Annotated in this window: 10 protein-coding genes; 2 read left to right on the forward strand and 8 right to left on the reverse strand. The window is 62.8% G+C overall.

Annotated elements, in window-relative coordinates:
* Positions 1-68: 68 nt before the first annotated feature.
* The 4 genes from nagZ to C8J36_RS05045 all read right to left on the reverse strand — a co-directional run bounded on the left by nagZ (position 69) and on the right by C8J36_RS05045 (position 6942).
* Positions 69-1085 (reverse strand): beta-N-acetylhexosaminidase, encoded by a 1017-nt coding sequence (gene nagZ, locus C8J36_RS05030; protein WP_132533181.1) that lies wholly within the window; start codon positions 1083-1085, stop codon positions 69-71.
* 159 nt (positions 1086-1244) lie between these two features.
* On the reverse strand, positions 1245-3731 hold the full coding sequence (locus tag C8J36_RS05035) for an SPOR domain-containing protein (protein ID WP_348631350.1): 2487 nt from the start codon (positions 3729-3731) through the stop codon (positions 1245-1247).
* Positions 3732-3858: 127 nt separating this feature from the next.
* Positions 3859-5619 (reverse strand): arginine--tRNA ligase, encoded by a 1761-nt coding sequence (argS, locus tag C8J36_RS05040; protein WP_132533185.1) that lies wholly within the window; start codon positions 5617-5619, stop codon positions 3859-3861.
* 105 nt (positions 5620-5724) lie between these two features.
* Complete coding sequence (locus C8J36_RS05045) at positions 5725-6942, reverse strand: deoxyguanosinetriphosphate triphosphohydrolase (RefSeq protein WP_132533187.1); 1218 nt, start codon at positions 6940-6942, stop codon at positions 5725-5727.
* A gap of 198 nt (positions 6943-7140) precedes the next feature.
* On the opposite strand from C8J36_RS05045, the gene erpA reads away from it, so the two are divergent.
* Positions 7141-7473, forward strand: a complete 333-nt coding sequence (erpA, locus tag C8J36_RS05050) for an iron-sulfur cluster insertion protein ErpA (protein WP_132533189.1) — start codon at positions 7141-7143, stop codon at positions 7471-7473.
* A gap of 81 nt (positions 7474-7554) precedes the next feature.
* Here erpA and C8J36_RS05055 read toward each other — a convergent pair whose 3' ends face one another.
* Positions 7555-9018, reverse strand: coding sequence for a phospholipase D-like domain-containing protein (locus tag C8J36_RS05055; RefSeq protein ID WP_132533191.1), 1464 nt, complete (start codon positions 9016-9018; stop codon positions 7555-7557).
* Positions 9019-9239: 221 nt separating this feature from the next.
* Here C8J36_RS05055 and xth point away from each other — a divergent pair, with 221 nt between their 5' ends.
* On the forward strand, positions 9240-10046 hold the full coding sequence (gene xth / locus C8J36_RS05060) for an exodeoxyribonuclease III (RefSeq protein ID WP_132533193.1): 807 nt from the start codon (positions 9240-9242) through the stop codon (positions 10044-10046).
* A 67-nt stretch (positions 10047-10113) separates the two neighbouring features.
* Here the strand turns inward: xth and exoR are convergent, their stop codons facing one another.
* From exoR to C8J36_RS05075, 3 genes are all read right to left on the reverse strand, one after another.
* Positions 10114-10911, reverse strand: a complete 798-nt coding sequence (gene exoR / locus C8J36_RS05065; RefSeq protein WP_132533195.1) for an exopolysaccharide production regulator ExoR — start codon at positions 10909-10911, stop codon at positions 10114-10116.
* Positions 10912-11527: 616 nt separating this feature from the next.
* On the reverse strand, positions 11528-12784 hold the full coding sequence (locus tag C8J36_RS05070) for an OmpP1/FadL family transporter (RefSeq protein WP_132533197.1): 1257 nt from the start codon (positions 12782-12784) through the stop codon (positions 11528-11530).
* A gap of 475 nt (positions 12785-13259) precedes the next feature.
* Positions 13260-16103, reverse strand: coding sequence for a valine--tRNA ligase (locus C8J36_RS05075; protein WP_132533199.1), 2844 nt, complete (start codon positions 16101-16103; stop codon positions 13260-13262).
* Between the last annotated feature and the right edge of the window lie 149 nt (positions 16104-16252).

The raw sequence follows: 16252 nt of genomic DNA on the forward strand, positions 1-16252 counted from the left end.
GCGCGGTCGCGGCGGTCGCCGGGGGTCATCTGGCGCGGACCCGGTATCGTATCTCCGACAGAGAGACGTCAGACACTCGGGAACATCTCCAGGAACTCCGCCCGCAGGGTTGCCTCATCCGAATCATCCGGTTCGCGGAAGCTCGACGCCGCGATGTCGGCGCGCCGGAGCGACGCTCCCGAAAGTTCCGGCACGACACGCGACACAGCCTGCATCTCCTCCATGATGCCGTGGCAGTGAAGAACGAGATCAAGCCCGGCCTCGACAATGCCTCTCGCCCGCGTCTCCATGTCGCCCGCGAGCGCATTCATCGAGACGTCGTCGGACATCAGAAGGCCGTCGAAGCCGATATGCCCGCGGATGATCTCGTCCACGACCTTCCGCGACGTCGTCGCGGGGCGCTCGGGGTCGATGGTGGTGAAGACGATATGGGCCGACATGGCCATGACCTCCGACTTCAACGCGACGAAGGGCACGAAATCGCTGACGGCCAGTTCCTCGAAACTCCGATCGACCACGGGCAGCTTGTGATGCGAATCGACGAGCGCGCGACCATGGCCGGGCATGTGCTTCATGACGGGCAGCATTCCGCCGGCCTTCAGGCCTTCCGCCGCGGCGGCGCCGAGAGCGGCGACCGCCTGCGGGTCGCGCGAATAGGCACGATTGCCGATCGCCTCGCTCATGCCATCCGCCGCCACGTCGAGAACCGGCAGGCAATCCACGTTGATGCCGTAGCGCATGAGGTCGAAGGCGTGCAGCCGCGACATGAGCCAGGCAGCGCGGAGCCCCCGCGCGGAATCGGCGTGAAACTGTGCGCCGATGGCGGCGGCATTCGGATAGGCACCGGCCAGCGGGGGACGGATGCGCTGGACGCGTCCACCCTCCTGGTCGATCAGCACGAGCGCGTTCGGATTGCCGATGCTGTCGCGCAGGCTCGCGACCAGATCCGAAATCTGCGCGGCGTCGCCGATATTCCGTCCGAACAGGATGAAGCCCCAGGGGCGCTCGTCCGCGAAGAAGGCCTTTTCATCCGACGTCAGCGACAGACCCTTGCAGCCAGAGATGAATGCTTTCGATCCGCTCATCGCGTTCCCTCATGCTTTTTCATTCGACATCTATCTTGTGGTTTAAGGACGGATCGCGTCGGAGAGCAAGGCTATTGCGCGCATGCCGACTTCTCCCCGCCTTCAAACGACGAAGGGCGCGGCCGAAGCCGCGCCCTGTGAGACCGTTCGGTCTGAGTCTTAACGCGTGACCAGGCAGCTGCCGCCAGCGCTCTTCAGGCGGGAGCAGAGAGAATTCGCCTCGTCGCGGCTGCCGGCCGGGATGCGGACGCGGTAGTAGGTGCCCTTGCCTGCGATTTCAGCCTTCTTGATGTCGACGCCGCGGCCGGCGATGACGCTGCCGAACTTGCCGGACAGGCTCTTGTAGGACTTCTGCGCTTCGGCTTCCGACGGCAGGGAGGCAACCTGAACCACATAGCTGCCGGGTGCGATCGATGCGGTCTGGACCGGCGATGGTTCGGCGGGCACGCTTGCGGGCGTGGTGGCCGTGGTCGTCGGCGTCGCGAACGTATCGACAGGCTTGCGTGTCGTCGCCTTGGCGGTCTCGATTGGCTTCGTCTGCGGGCGCGCCTCGGGAAGCGGCTGGGCCTTCGCGGTTTCCGCCGAAGCGTTCGACACCGTCGCATCGGCAGCCGCAGCAAGCGCTGCGACCTCGTCCTGTGCAGGGGTCGCCAAAGCCGGCGTATTCGGCGTGCTGGCCTTCAACGTCTTGGCGGCAGGCGCGACCGCGGCAACGACCGGCGCTTCTTCCGGTGCCAGGTCTTCGCGAGCGACCAGTGTGCCGTCCGGACGCACGATCATGGTGCGGACCTTGCGTGGTGCAACGGCGGGGGCTGCATCCTCGGCTGCGGCACTGGCCTGCGCGTCGCCATCGTCCGGCATCAGGCGGTCGGCACCTTCGTCGTCGGCCGGCAGGCCGTCGAGGCCGTTCGCACCTTCGAGCGGCAGGCTTTCCGGCGTCAGCGTCCGCTGGACGACATCCATCGGCTCCTCGGTCGAGGAAACCAGTGTGCCCTGCTGCGGCGCTTCTTCCTGTGCACCCGCGACCCGGTCGTAAACGGCCTTGTCCTGATTCGGCACGGTCTTGCCGCCCTTCTCAAGAGGAACCATCTTGGTCGGGGCCTTGTCGGCAAGAATGATCTGCGGCTCGCCGCCGGCAAAAGAGGATCCGACATTGCCCATCATGGTATAGGCACCGACACCGCCGGCGATCAGCACGATGGCCGCCGCGCCTGCGAGAAGGAACAGCTTGCCGCGCGGACGGGCATCGTTGTCGTTCCCATAGGCCGGCTCGGCGGAACGGTCGCCCTGCCCGATCACTTCCTGGCGCTGGCTCATCGAACGGCGGAAGTCTTCTTCCATCGCCCGCTCGAAATCGGCAAACTCTTCGTGTGACGACCGGGCCGGGGCAGCGGCGCCGGCAATGCCGACCGCAGCAGCGGCGGCAGCACCGCTATGTCCGCGTTCGGATTCCTGACGTCCCGCACTGAAGATCTGCGCCATTTCGGCGTCGATATCGAGATCGTAGTCACCGGAATCGAGCTGCAGATTCTGCTCCTCGATCACGGGAAGCTGGGGCACGTCGATTTCGCCGGTGGCCGCAACGCCGTAATCCGCCTCGGCAATCATCGAGGGATCGAAGGGCAGCTCGGCCTCCGTGAAGGCCTCGACCGGCTCCTCGATCGCGGCAACCTCGTCGGCTGCCATATCGAGTTCGATGTCGATGTCGGAAAGATCGATCTCGAAATCGTCGAAGTTGAAATCAGGCTCCGGCTCTGCGGCAGCTACCGGCATGGGCTGCACGGCGGCGGCGGCGATCGGAGGCGCGACGAAGGCGGCGGCCACTGCAGCCGGAGCCTGTACGCTTGGCGCCCGGGGCGCCGCTGCACTTAGAGCCTGCACATTGGCAGCCGGCGCACTGGAAGCCTGCGCAACAGGAGCCTTCATGACGGGGGCAGCCACCACAGGTGCGGCAGCAACCGGCGCCGGCATGACCGGAGCGGCGGGGGCGGGAGGCAGAGGCGTTGCAAAGGTGCGGTTTGCCCCCGTGCTGAGCGCCACGGGCGTTGCGCGGCTGAAGTTCGGCGTGAAGGGAAAATTGTTCTTCCGTGCCGCTTCCGTGGCAACAGCCGGACGGACAGGCGGATTGGGAACAGCGAACGATTCGACAGTGTCCAGCAACGGATCGACGTGAGCGCGAACAGCGGGGACAGGCGCGACCGGCATTTGCGGCACGTGGACCGGCTCGGCCGCAGACCCGAGAGACATTTCGAGTTCGTCGCCGAGATCGATCGCCGGTTCGGAATGACGAACGTCGGCAGGACGGGGCTCGGAACGAACCGGCTCCGAAAAAGCGTGGACGGCAGGCTCCGGCTGCGCATCGAATGTCGGCTCGACATGACGCGGCGCCTGCTGCATGGGCTGCGGAGCGAACACCGGCTGAGCATGCGACTGTGCGGCAACAGGAACGGGTTCGACGATCGCCTGCAACGGGGCGACGGGCTCGGGTGCCGCGGGCGTGTCGTACGCCTCGAACTCGCGCATCAGCTCCTCTTCCAGATCGACGATCGGGTCGTAGCGAACCGATTCCCGATGACGTTCCAGCTCCTGGAGCTGCTGCAAGGCGGGGCGATTGTCGTAGCCGACAATGCGGGCCAGTTCGCTCAACGGATCTTCATCCGGGAACGCGTTCGGGTCCACATCTGCGCTTCGTGCCAACTGTTTGTCTGCCATTCGCTCCACTCACAAATACTGGGCCGGTCGTGCCAGTCCAATATGGGGAAATGGTGACATGCTATCGCATCTCGTTCGGGGCGTCCGTCCCTGTGATATCAAGGCCGGACCTCAAAACAGAGGCAACCGCATGCACCAGTCCTAGTCTGGCAAGGCTCAATTCTCTACTTTTATCGTTAATAAAGCGTAAGCCCGGAAAATCTTTGCCCTTGTTCCAGTGCCCATGGAACGAACTGGCCAGATCGTACAGATAAAATGCGATGCGATGCGGCTCCTGCGCCAGTGCAGCCGATTCGACGATACGCGGATATTCTGCCAGTTTCGCGATCAACTGCAACTCGCTCGGATCCGCGATATGGGTTCCCAAAGCCGCGGCGTAGTCGATGGCATCGAGGTCGAGATCCGGAAAGGCTTCGGCCGCCTGCCGGAAGATCGAGCGGCAGCGCGCATGCGCGTACTGGACATAGAAGACCGGATTGTCCTTCGACTGCTCGGTGACCTTGGCGAAGTCGAAATCGAGCGGCTCGGAATTCTTCCGGTAGATCATCATGAAACGCACGGAATCGCGCCCGACCTCGTCCACGACATCGCGCAGCGTGACGAAATCGCCGGAGCGCTTCGACATCTTCACAGGCTCGCCGTTGCGGTAGAGCTTGACGAGCTGGCAGAGGAGCACGGTGAGCTTGACGGAGCCGCCGGACACGGCGCGCGCCAGCGCTTCCAGCCGCTTGACGTAGCCGCCGTGATCGGCGCCCAGCACATAGATCATCTCTTCGAAGGAACGATCGAACTTGTCCTTGAAGTAGGCGACGTCGGCGGCAAAATAGGTGTAAGAGCCATCCGACTTGATCAGCGGACGATCGATATCGTCTCCGACGTCGGTCGAGCGGAACAGCGTCTGCTCGCGATCCTCCCAGTCTTCCGGCACCTGTCCTTTCGGCGGCGGCAGGCTACCCTTGTAGACATGGCCCTTGAACGTCAGGTCGTTGATGGCGGCGCGAATACGCTGCGCTCCATCGGCATGGAGCGTGCGTTCCGAGAAGAAGACATCGTGATGCACGTTGAGCGCGGCCAGATCCTCCCGGATCATCGCCATCATCGCGGCAATGGTGCGCTCCTTGACGAGCGGCATCCAGCCGTCCTCGGTCATGCCGAGCAGGCTCGCGCCGAATTCCTGCGCCAGCGCCTCACCGACCGGGACAAGGTAATCACCGGGATAGAGACCGGCGGGGATCTCGCCGATCGTTTCGCCGAGGGCCTCGCGATAGCGCAGCATGGCGGACTTGGCGAGCACGTCGATCTGCGAACCCGCATCGTTGATGTAGTATTCCTTGGTCACGTTCCAGCCGGCAAAGCCGAGGAGGTTCGCCAGGGTATCGCCCACAACGGCGCCCCGGCAGTGGCCGACATGCATGGGACCGGTCGGATTGGCCGAGACATATTCCACATTGATCTTGCGCCCGGCGCCGACCGTGCTGCGGCCATAGTCGTTTCCGGCCGTGACGATGGCGGCGAGAAGACGCTGCCAGTAGCCGACCGACAGGCGCAGGTTGATGAAGCCGGGACCGGCGACCGAGACTTCGGCGATATCGGCATCCTGCCGGAGGGCGGCCGCGATCGTCTCGGCCAGAGCGCGCGGATTGGTGCCGAGCGGCTTGGCCAGCACCATGGCGGCATTGGTGGCGACATCGCCATGGCTCGGATCGCGCGGGGTTTCGACCGCCACGCGAGCGAAATCGACCTCTGAGCGATTTTCCTTCACCAGATCAATGGCTTCAAGGACGTTCTTCACTCTGGCTTCGAGATCGGTGTAAATGTTCATGATATCCATCGTCCGGGAGGGCGCGCCTCATCAGGCCGCGGTCCGCATCAAGGTGGCCCGGCTCTCGACGGACCGAAATCCTCAACCGGGCGGGTGGCTGGCGCTCTAGCGCAAATCCGGGGTGTGGTCAAACAAGCGCCGGTGCGTCGAGATCGCATAGGTATCGGTCATTCCGGCGATGTAATCCGCGACGTGGCGCGCCTTTGCAGGCTCGGCAAGGCCGGCGATCTGGTCAATCCAGTAGTGCGTCTGCATCTCGCGCGGCTCGGCCATGAACGCGTGATAGAGATCGACCACGATCCGGGCGGCGTTCTCGCGGACCCGCATCACGTCGGTGTGCCGGTAGATGCGGGTCATCAGCATGCGCTTGATCTGCCGGTCGGTCTCGGCCATCGCAGGCGAAAAGGTCGCAACGACGCGACCGGCGTTCCGGACATCCGTCGCGCTCTCGGGGCGCAGATCGCGGAGGTTTTCCTGTGCGACGCCGATGACGTCCTCGACCATGGCGGTGATCTGCCGCCGCATGATCTCATGGGTGAAGCGGGCTGCCTCCAGGCCGGGATACTTGGCGCGAACCTCCTGCATGAGACCGGCAAGGAACGGGATTTCCTCCAGCATGTCGAAGGTCAGATAGCCCGAGCGCAGGCCATCGTCGATGTCATGTGTGTTGTAGGCGATATCGTCGGCGATGGCGGCCACCTGCGCCTCGAGGCTTGCAAACGTGCCGAGCTCGAGGTCGTACAGGGCGCAGTAGTCGAGGATCGGCTGGGGCACGACGGGATGGCGAGGATCGGCGGACGGGCCCGTGAGAGGTCCGTTGTGCTTGACCAGGCCCTCGAGGCTCTCCCATGTCAGGTTCAGGCCGTCGAACTCGGCATAGCGCCTCTCCAGCTTGGTGACGATGCGAAGCGACTGGGCGTTGTGATCGAACCCGCCATAAGCCGCGAGCACCTCCTGAAGCGCGTCTTCGCCCGTGTGGCCGAACGGCGTGTGGCCGAAATCATGGACAAGCGCCACGCCCTCCGCCAGATCCTCATCGAGGCGCATGGCGCGCGCCAGCGCACGCGCGATCTGCGCGACCTCGATCGTGTGCGTCAGCCGGGTCCGGTAATGATCGCCATCGGCCGCGATGAAAACCTGGGTCTTGTGCTTCAGCCGGCGAAACGCCGTGGTGTGGACGATGCGGTCGCGGTCGCGCTGGAAATCCGAGCGGGTCGTGCTGGTGCCCTCCGGGTACAGTCTTCCCCTGCTCGTCCAGGGATCGGACGCGAAAATTGCCCGCTGGCCCGTGCCGAAACCTAGTGCATCCTTATCCAAAGCCATTTGCATGCAGCATCCCATTGACGCGGTTTTAAAGCCTTCATACCTATAGTGTCGGCCGCATGAAAGCATGGACTGCAATCCTACGCGATGATCCGTTCAGAATCATGACGTTGGCGGCCGCAGCGCAGACCATGGATACGGATTTCTTCGTAACCGACGACAAACTCTCCGGATCTTGACCCCGGCAGGAGACAACAAATGACCGATATCACCGTAACGCTCTCCGATTCCGCCGCCAAGCGCATCGCCACGATCCTCAGGGCGGATAGCGACAAGCACGCCATGCGCGTCTCCGTCGAAGGTGGCGGCTGCTCAGGCTTCTCCTACAAGTTCGATCTGGTCGATGACGGCTCGGCGGACGATCTCGTTCTGGAAAAAGGAGAGGCCAAGGTTCTGATCGACAGCCTGTCGCTCGTCTATATGGAAGGGTCCGAGATCGACTTCGTCGACAATCTGCTCGGCCAGTCCTTCCAGATCCGCAACCCGAATGCCGTCGCGAGCTGCGGCTGCGGGACAAGCTTCTCGATCTGACGCCTTCTGTGGATCCGACTGAACGTGTCGGATCCGAAAAGGACCGCAAGGTCTTGTAATTATTTAATTACATACGCAGTTTCAGAGGTAGGGCGAGCCCAGCCAGAAGACCCGATCGAGCAGACGCGTGAAAAACGGTCGCGCGCGGAGCGCCGCAAGGGTCACCTCGCGCGACGCGCTGCGGACATCTTCGAAACGCCGATCGAGGTCGGCGGCGAAGGTCGGATCGAGCACTTCGAGGTCGATCTCGAAGTTCAGACGCAGCGATCGGGGATCGATGTTCGATGAGCCGATATAGGACCAGCGTCCATCGATCGTCAGCAGCTTGGAATGGTTGAAGGCGCCTTGCGCCCGCCACACACGGCAGCCGCCCTTCAGCACCTGATCGAACTGCGCCGTCATGGCGCGATCGACGAGGGTCAGGTTGTTGACGGCAGGTACGACGATATCGACGTGGACGCCCCGCAGCGCCGCCGTGACCAGCGCGCTCACCAGTTCCCGGTCCGGCAGGAAGTACGGCGACATGATCCGGATGCTCTTCCGGGCGACCGAGATCGCTCCCATAATCATCTTGTGATTGGCTTCGTTCGCCCGGTCCGGGCCTGTGGGTATGACGCGCATGATCATCGGCGATTTTCGCTCGCTGTCCGGCGGCGGCGTGACGCCCCAGACGTCGCCTTCCAGCACTTCGGCATTGGCGAATTGCCAGTCTTCGCAGGCGACGTGCAGAAGATCGGCGACCACGGGTCCCCGAACCTCGAAATGCGTGTCGCGGGCTTCCTCGCCCGTCGCGAACTCCGCGGTGAAGCCCGCCCGGATGTTCATGCCCCCGGTAAAGGCCACGCCGCCATCGACCACGAGGATCTTGCGGTGGGTCCGCAGATTGGCATAGGGCAGCCGCAGGCCCATGACGATATTGCCGTTGAAGGTTCGTGTGGTGACGCCGCCCTTTCGCAGGTAGCCGACGATGCTGGGCACGGAATAGCGGGCGCCGACCGCGTCGATCAGCACGCGCACCGCGACACCCCGCTCTGCGGCAGCGATCAGCGCGTCGGCAAAGCGCAGGCCGACCGGGTCCCGGTCGAAGATATAGGTTTCCAGCAGGATCGAGCGGCGCGCGCCTGCGATCGCCTCCAGCATGCGCGCATAGGCGATGTCGCCGCCTTCCAGCATGACGATCTGGTTGCCGGCCGACATGTGGTGCCGGCTGACCTTGTCGCCGAGGACTTTCATGGAGCAGAAGCGTTGACCGAAACGTTCGGCAATCAGGGCATCGGTGACATCGAAACGCCGAAGCGCGTCGGCCGTCCTGTCTTTCAGGAGCGACCGCTGCAGGCCGATGGAGCTGCGCCGGATGCGATTGATCCCCGCGACGGCATAGATGATGGCGCCGAGGACGGGCGACAGGACGATCACGCCGACCCAGCCCAGCGCCGCCCGCACCTCATCCTTCGTCATGGTGGCGTGGATGGCGGCGGGAACGCCGAGAAGCACCGAGAGAACGGCAAGAATATGCGGCCAGTAGGTGGCAAGCGTCTGGATCATGCTCCCCGACTTATCCCTTCTCATCGACAATGGCGTGACGTGCCGTGCTGACTTAGCGCAGACAGGCGCAAAGGTGTATCGCAGAGCGGCGATTCTTTGCCCGCCGGCGCTCACCCTGCGACGCGCGCGAGCGCACGGCGACGCCGAATTTCCTTTAGCTGCGTTTGTCAATTCGGCCGGTGCGCTTTAAGACGACGGGGCAGCCACGGGAGACAGAGACCATGAAGATCGCGACCTGGAACATCAACGGCGTCAGGGCCCGTATCGACGCTCTCCTCGCCTGGCTGCAGGAGTCGCGGCCCGACATCGCCTGCCTGCAGGAGATCAAGACAGTGGACGAGGGCTTTCCCAAAGCCGAGATCGAGGCGCTCGGCTACCACGTGTTCACCCACGGTCAGAAAGGCTTCAACGGCGTCGCCCTGCTGACCCGGATCAAACCGGACGAAATCACCAATGGGCTTGCCGGCGATGATGAGGACGCTCAGTCTCGTTTCATCGAGGGCGTCTTCTCGATCGAGAGCGGCGTGATCCGGGTCTGCTCGCTCTATCTGCCGAACGGCAACCCGCCGGAAACCGAAAAATACACCTACAAGCTGGCCTGGATGGAGCGGCTCCAGTCCTTTGCCGCGGCACGGCTGATGCTCGAGGAACCGCTGATCCTTGCCGGCGACTATAACGTGATTGCGGAGCCGCATGACTGCTGGGATCCGCGCGTCTGGGAGAACGATGCGCTTTTCCTGCCGCGCACGCGGGCGGCGTTCCGCCGGCTTGAGCAGCTTGGCCTGACCGATGCGGTGCGTGCCACGACCGACGCGGCCTCGCATTATTCCTTCTGGGATTACCAGGCCGGCGCCTGGCCCAAGAACCATGGCATTCGCATCGACCACCTGATGCTGTCACCCGAAGCGACCGATTGCCTGATATCGACCGATATCGAGAAGCACGTCCGCGCCTGGGAAAAGCCGTCCGACCATGTCCCGGTCATTGCGCATTTCGATTTCAGGCCGAAAGAGGTCGTGGCGGCGTAAAGGGCAGCGCCTGCCGTCGTCTGAGAGAATGCGCGGCGGCCCGCGCGTCTCGAAAGCGAAGGCCGGTTTAGTCGGCTTCGCCGGATCGGATCGTGTGGGACATGTTGATCGCGACGCGGCGGTCGGTTTCGGTGGCCAGAGAGAACGCCTGTTCCTGCATCGGCTGCAGCCACTGCCGATCCTTCGGCGAGCACTGGTCGAGCGCGGCGGTCATATAGGCAAGACCACGGACAGTCTGGCCTTCCTGGAAGATGACGTTTCCAAAGACGCCCATGGCACCGGCGTGCCCCTTCTTGCGGGCGCGGTTGAGCCACTTCTTCGCCTGCTGAACGTTGACGCTTCCGCCATCGCCCGAGAGCAGCATCTTTGCCAGCTGGAACTGGGCTTCTGCGACGCCGAAGGTCGAGGCGGCCTGGAAATAGAGCTGGCGCGCCTGGCTGAGATCGGCGGACACGGGGGTATCGGGAATTCCGCGGCGATAATAGCCGGCGAGCGAGATCAAAGCGTTGACGAAATAGCCGGTGTCCTGCGACCCTGGCTCGACACCGTTTTCGGCGATTTCGCTATAGATCTTGAAAGCTTCGAGGTCGTTTTCGGTCACGCCGTCGCCATCGGCATACATATTCGCCAGAGCCCAGCGGGAGGCCGTATGGCCCTTCTCCGCGGCGTAGCGATAGGCTTCGACCGCTTCGTCCTTGCGGCCGTTCTTGTAAGCGGAGAAGCCGAACTTGAAGAGCGCGAACGGACCCGATTCCTTCGTCACGCCCGCATTTGGATCGAAGGCGCGAACCGCGCCGCAAGACGCCCCAAGCGCAGCCGCCAAACTCAATACCACCAACGTCAACGACCTGCATTCGCGTAGCATATTCGTCAAAATCTTCCGTTCAACCCGGCTCGCTTCATGTTCGATCCGGCGCTTCCCCACTCGCTTCATGCCTTGACGGAATGCTGCGGCGACCCCTCGCCCGCATCCCCTCGTCGCAACCGGTGTCGGCTGCCGTCGTCTCACCGATCAAAGCCAGCCTAGCGCCGATTTTCGGCGACACTGCGGCCCGTCTTCAACCCTCGGCAGAACCGGGGTTCCCCCTACCGGTTTCCCCGCTGACATTCTCGAAGTTCGCCATGTAACATCATGAAACATCACTACTTCGTTTCCACCGCCAAAAATTGTTCCCGTTGCTGCACACTGAGGCTTCAGGGGGAACATTCTCCGGCTGTGGGGAGATCGATGCTCTTTGTTTGTGGCGGGAAATAGACTGAAACAAGGGCCCGCCGGGGCCGCCAAACCATTCACTCGGCGTGTTGCGGAATCATCACAAATCGCGTGTGTCCGGGCGCTTTTTCCCGTCGCCGAAGCATTGCGGAAACGTCTCGCGACATCCGCCGCCTTGAGATCGGCACCCGACCGAGAGCAACCCCCAAATGCAAAAGCGCCCGGCTGTGAACCGGGCGCATCTGGATAGGACATCGCGTACGAAAAATCAGAAGCGAACTTTCAGCGACGTCGATACGGCAGTGACGACGTCGTTGCCGTAATCGTAGCTCACGTCGTCTCCGAACGGGACGCCGTTGACCGTGGTCGAGCGGGAAGAACCGCTCGTTAGGATGCCGACTGCACCGGCGAGGCGGAATTCGACGTTTTCGACCGGCTTGTAGGCGACGCCCGTCCCGAGCGTCCAGGTGTCGCTCTGCGTGTTGATCACCGTGCTGGTGCCGCGATCCCATGTGAGGCTGAGCGCGCCGCTCCACTGATCGTTGAACTTATGCCCAACGCCTGCGGTGACCGTCAGTCCGTCGCGATAGAGGAGATCGAGACTGGTGCAGGGTGTCAGCGGGCTCGCCGTTGCAGGGCAGAAGCCGACCGACTGCAGCACGCTCCAATCGGTCCATTTGATCGAGCCGAAGGCGAGCCAGTCGGGCGCGATGCCGGTCTGGATCTTGTACTCCAGCGACTGCGGTACGGATGCTTCCCCGGTTACCGCGTATTTGCCGAACGTGATCGGGACCGCTGGTCCGAGCGGACCGGGCACGGTCACCTCGGTCAAGTCGATCGTTCCCTCGATGTCGTCGAACTTCACTTCGCTGTTGTAGACGAGGCTCGTCAGGAAGGCATATTCGGGAATCTCATAGGCCAAACCGACGCGGCCACCCCAGCCATTGTCTTTCAGATCGAGGCGCCCGATGCCGTTGCCCGTGCCATAGAAGTTCGGAGCGACCAGACGCTCCTTGTAGCCTTCGACTTCCTGATAGAAGCCGCCGGCGATGACCCGGATCTTGCCCGGTCCCATGGCCCACTTATAGGAACACGTCACCGCATAATTGTCGGTTTCGATCTTCGTCTTGGTATTGTCGTTGGCTCCGATCCAATTGCGGCCGGGATCGAGATCGGCGCCGAAAGGCTGCGAGTAATCGGCCATGCAGTCGATGCCGCTATCGCCGAGCGCTGCCTTGATGCCGACGCGCGGGACCCAATAGCTATCGGTATCGCGCACCGATGTCGAACCGCCGCCGAGGCCATTCGAGCCGAGACCGTTGGCAGGATTGGTGTCACGGGCGTTCTTGAGATCGCGCTGCGGATTGACATAGGTCGTCGTGGCTTCCAGCGCATAGGCGGAGGGATCGAACAGAAGATCGATGTTGTAGCCACCGCGCTCCAGGCCACCTGCGTGAGCCGACGTGGCCGTCATCGCGGCGAGAACGGCCGTCGTGATCGCCAATCGTGTAAAACTGATATTCATGTAACCTCCCACTCAATCGGCGGCACACCCTCGGATGCCCCCTGATTGAACATGAGGATATTCGAATAGACCACAAATGCAATTCCCAGAAATTGATGGTTACATCTCGTTACGTGCAAAAATTGACGTAAGAATTTCGTCTGCACGTCAAAAACGCGCGTATTTGGAAATTTTTTTCTAAGGTTGCCCTCTTAACCCGAACAGCTGGCATGAATTTGCTCTGGTGCCTCCACTGTCACCAACAAGTCACAACCTGCCCTTTTTCTGACATGTTTCATTGCTGCGCTGCGTCAAACGGGAGCTTTCGACCAGATCCAGCCCTGAACGCCTTGATCATCGTCGCCGGCTTTCCAATCGCTGAGTCGCGACGACAAAATCGTCGCCGTTTGAAAGGCCCTTGAACGACAAAGGGCCGCGACAATGGCGCGGCCCTCCGAATGCTGTCGGTCGTTCTCGTTTTGCCTAAGACGCAGGCTCAGCCAGCATCCGCGATGCGACCGAGGGCCACGTCGAGGGCCGTCTTCTGGCCGTCGAGTTCGACCAGACGTTCCCGCTCCGCCTCCACGACCTCCGCCCGCGCATTCGCGACGAACTTCTCGTTCGACAGCTTTCCCAGGATGCGCTGGCGCTCGATCTCGACCTTGTCGATCGCCTTGGCAAGGCGCGCTCTTTCGGCAACGAGATCGATCAGGGCTCCGAGCGGCAGGCAGAACGTCGCCTCTCCGACCACGATCTGCGCACTTCCCTTGGGGGCCGTCGTCGTCACCTCGATCGCATCGACGCGGGCAAGGCGGCGAATGGCGGCGGCATGACGCTCCAGCCGTTCGCGCGTGGACATGCCGGCATCGACCACCACCAGAGGCGCGATCGCCGACGGGGGCACGTTCATCTCGGAGCGGACAGAGCGAATGCCCGAGACGAGATCGATCAGCCAGTTGATCTCGGCCGCCGCATGCTCGTTGGCAAACCCGGCGGACGGCCAGGCTGCATGGCAGAGAAGACCGTCGCGCGTGGTGCCTTCATCGGCCGTTGCCGCCCAGAGCTCTTCCGTCATGAAGGGCATGAAGGGATGCAACAGCTTGTAGGCCTCTTCGAGAACGTAGGCGACGCAGGCCTGCGACTCAGCCTTTGCAGCCGCATCGTCGCCGGCAAAGACAGGCTTCAGCAGTTCCAGATACCAATCGCAGACGGCGTTCCAGACGAAACGATACAGCCCGCCGGCCGCTTCGTTGAAGCGGTAGGTCTCGATCGCCGTCGTGACCTCCCGGACCGTGCGCGACAGTTCCGTCAGGATCCACTGGTTGACGGGCAGGACGCAGGCTTCCGGCAGAAAGGACGGATCGGCCTTGACGCCGTTCATCTCGGCAAAGCGCGTCGCGTTCCAGAGCTTGGTACCGAAGTTGCGGTAACCGGCGATGCGCGCCGGATCGAGTTTCACGTCGCGTCCCTGCGCCGCCATGATGGCCAGCGTGAAGCGCAGAGCGTCGGCCCCGTATTCGTCGATCAAATCGAGCGGATCGATGACGTTGCCTTTCGACTTCGACATCTTCTGCCCGTTCTTGTCGCGAACGAGGGCGTGGACATAGACGGTGTGGAACGGCTCGACCGGATTGCCGCTCTCGTCCTTCATGAAATGAAGGCCCATCATCATCATCCGGGCAACCCAGAAGAAGATGATGTCGAAGCCGGTGACCAGCACGTCCGTCTGGTAGTATTTCTTCAGCTCCCTGGTCTGGTCGGGCCAGCCCAGCGTCGAAAACGGCCAGAGTGCCGACGAGAACCAGGTATCGAGAACATCCTCGTCGCGGGTCAAAATCTCGCCGACGGCAAAATTCTCGATCCGGTCCTGAACCAACGCCTTCATCGGGCCCTCGTGCGAGAGGTAGTGCTGGATAGCGGCGTGCAGCGCCTCCTCTTCCGACTTCTCGACGAAGACCTGACCATCGGGTCCGTACCAGGCCGGGATCTGGTGCCCCCACCAGAGCTGACGGGAGACGCACCACGGCTGGATATTCTCCATCCACTCGTAATAGGTCTTCTCCCAGTTCTTCGGGACGAAATTGGTGCGACCTTCGCGAACGGACGCGATGGCAGGCTTGGCGAGCGTTGCCGCATCGACATACCATTGCTCGGTCAGCCGCGGCTCGATCGGCACGCCGCCGCGGTCGCCATGGGGGACCATGTGCTTGTGCGGCTCGATCTTGTCCAGCAGGCCGCGCTCTTCAAACAACGACACGATGATCTTGCGGGCCGCGAAACGCTCGACGTTCTCGAGGATCTCGATCAGGGCATCCAGTTCGCCCGTGGCCGGCAATCCTTCGAGGAAGTCCTCGTTTTCCTTCAGCGTCACATGGCCATCGGTCGTCAGGATGTTGATCTTGCGCAGGTCATGACGACGGGCGACCTCGAAGTCGTTGAAATCGTGGGCCGGCGTCATCTTGACGGCGCCGGTGCCGGCGGTCGGATCTGCGTAATCGTCGCCGACGATCGGGACACGGCGTCCGACGAGCGGCAGCACGACGTGCTTGCCGATGATGGCGCGATACCGCTCGTCTTCCGGATTGACCGCGATGCCGGTGTCGCCAAGCATGGTTTCAGGCCGGGTTGTCGCAACGATCAGGTAGTCGCGCGTCTCGAACGCGGTCGGCGCACCCTCGTCGTTGAAGGCGACGGGATGCTGATAGGTGACGCCCGGCTCCAGCGGGTAGCGCAGGTACCAGAGATTGCCGGCCACTTCGATCTGCTCGACCTCAAGATCCGAGATCGCGGTGAGCAGCTTCGGATCCCAGTTGACGAGGCGGTTGTCCTTATAGATCAGGCCCTGCTTGTAGAGCGTGACGAAGACCTCGAGGACCGCCTCGGAGAGCCCCTCGTCCATGGTGAACCGCTCGCGCGACCAGTCGCAGGAGGCGCCGAGGCGCTTCAACTGGTTGAAGATCAGCCCACCCGATTCGCCCTTCCATTCCCAGATCCGGTCGACGAAGGCCTCGCGGCCCATGTCGCGCCGGCCGGGAAGCTGCCGTTCCATCAACTGCCGCTCGACGACCATCTGGGTCGCGATGCCGGCATGGTCCATGCCGGGCTGCCACAGCACGTCCTTGCCGCGCATCCGCTCGAAGCGGATCATGATGTCTTGCAGCGTGTTGTTGAGCGCATGGCCCATATGCAGCGAGCCGGTCACGTTCGGCGGGGGAATGACGACGCAGAACGGCTCGGCGCCGGGCTTGGCGCCCGCACCGGCGCGAAATGCGTCGGCATCGTCCCAAAGCTTGGCGATACGCGGTTCGACCGCAGCGGAATCATAGGTTTTGTCAAGCATTTCGGAGCCAAACATGCTGGTGGATGTGGGAGGCTTGTAAACCGGAACGGCGCAAGCGCGCAACATTCCGCCCCGTGAATATGGGTGGCGTGGTTCAAGGATGCAAACGAAGCCCACCGGTGCGTCCCGGCGGGTGGACTGGCGTTTCA

It is taken from the genome of Rhizobium sp. PP-F2F-G48 (assembly GCF_004342335.1).
Classification (GTDB): domain Bacteria; phylum Pseudomonadota; class Alphaproteobacteria; order Rhizobiales; family Rhizobiaceae; genus Ferranicluibacter.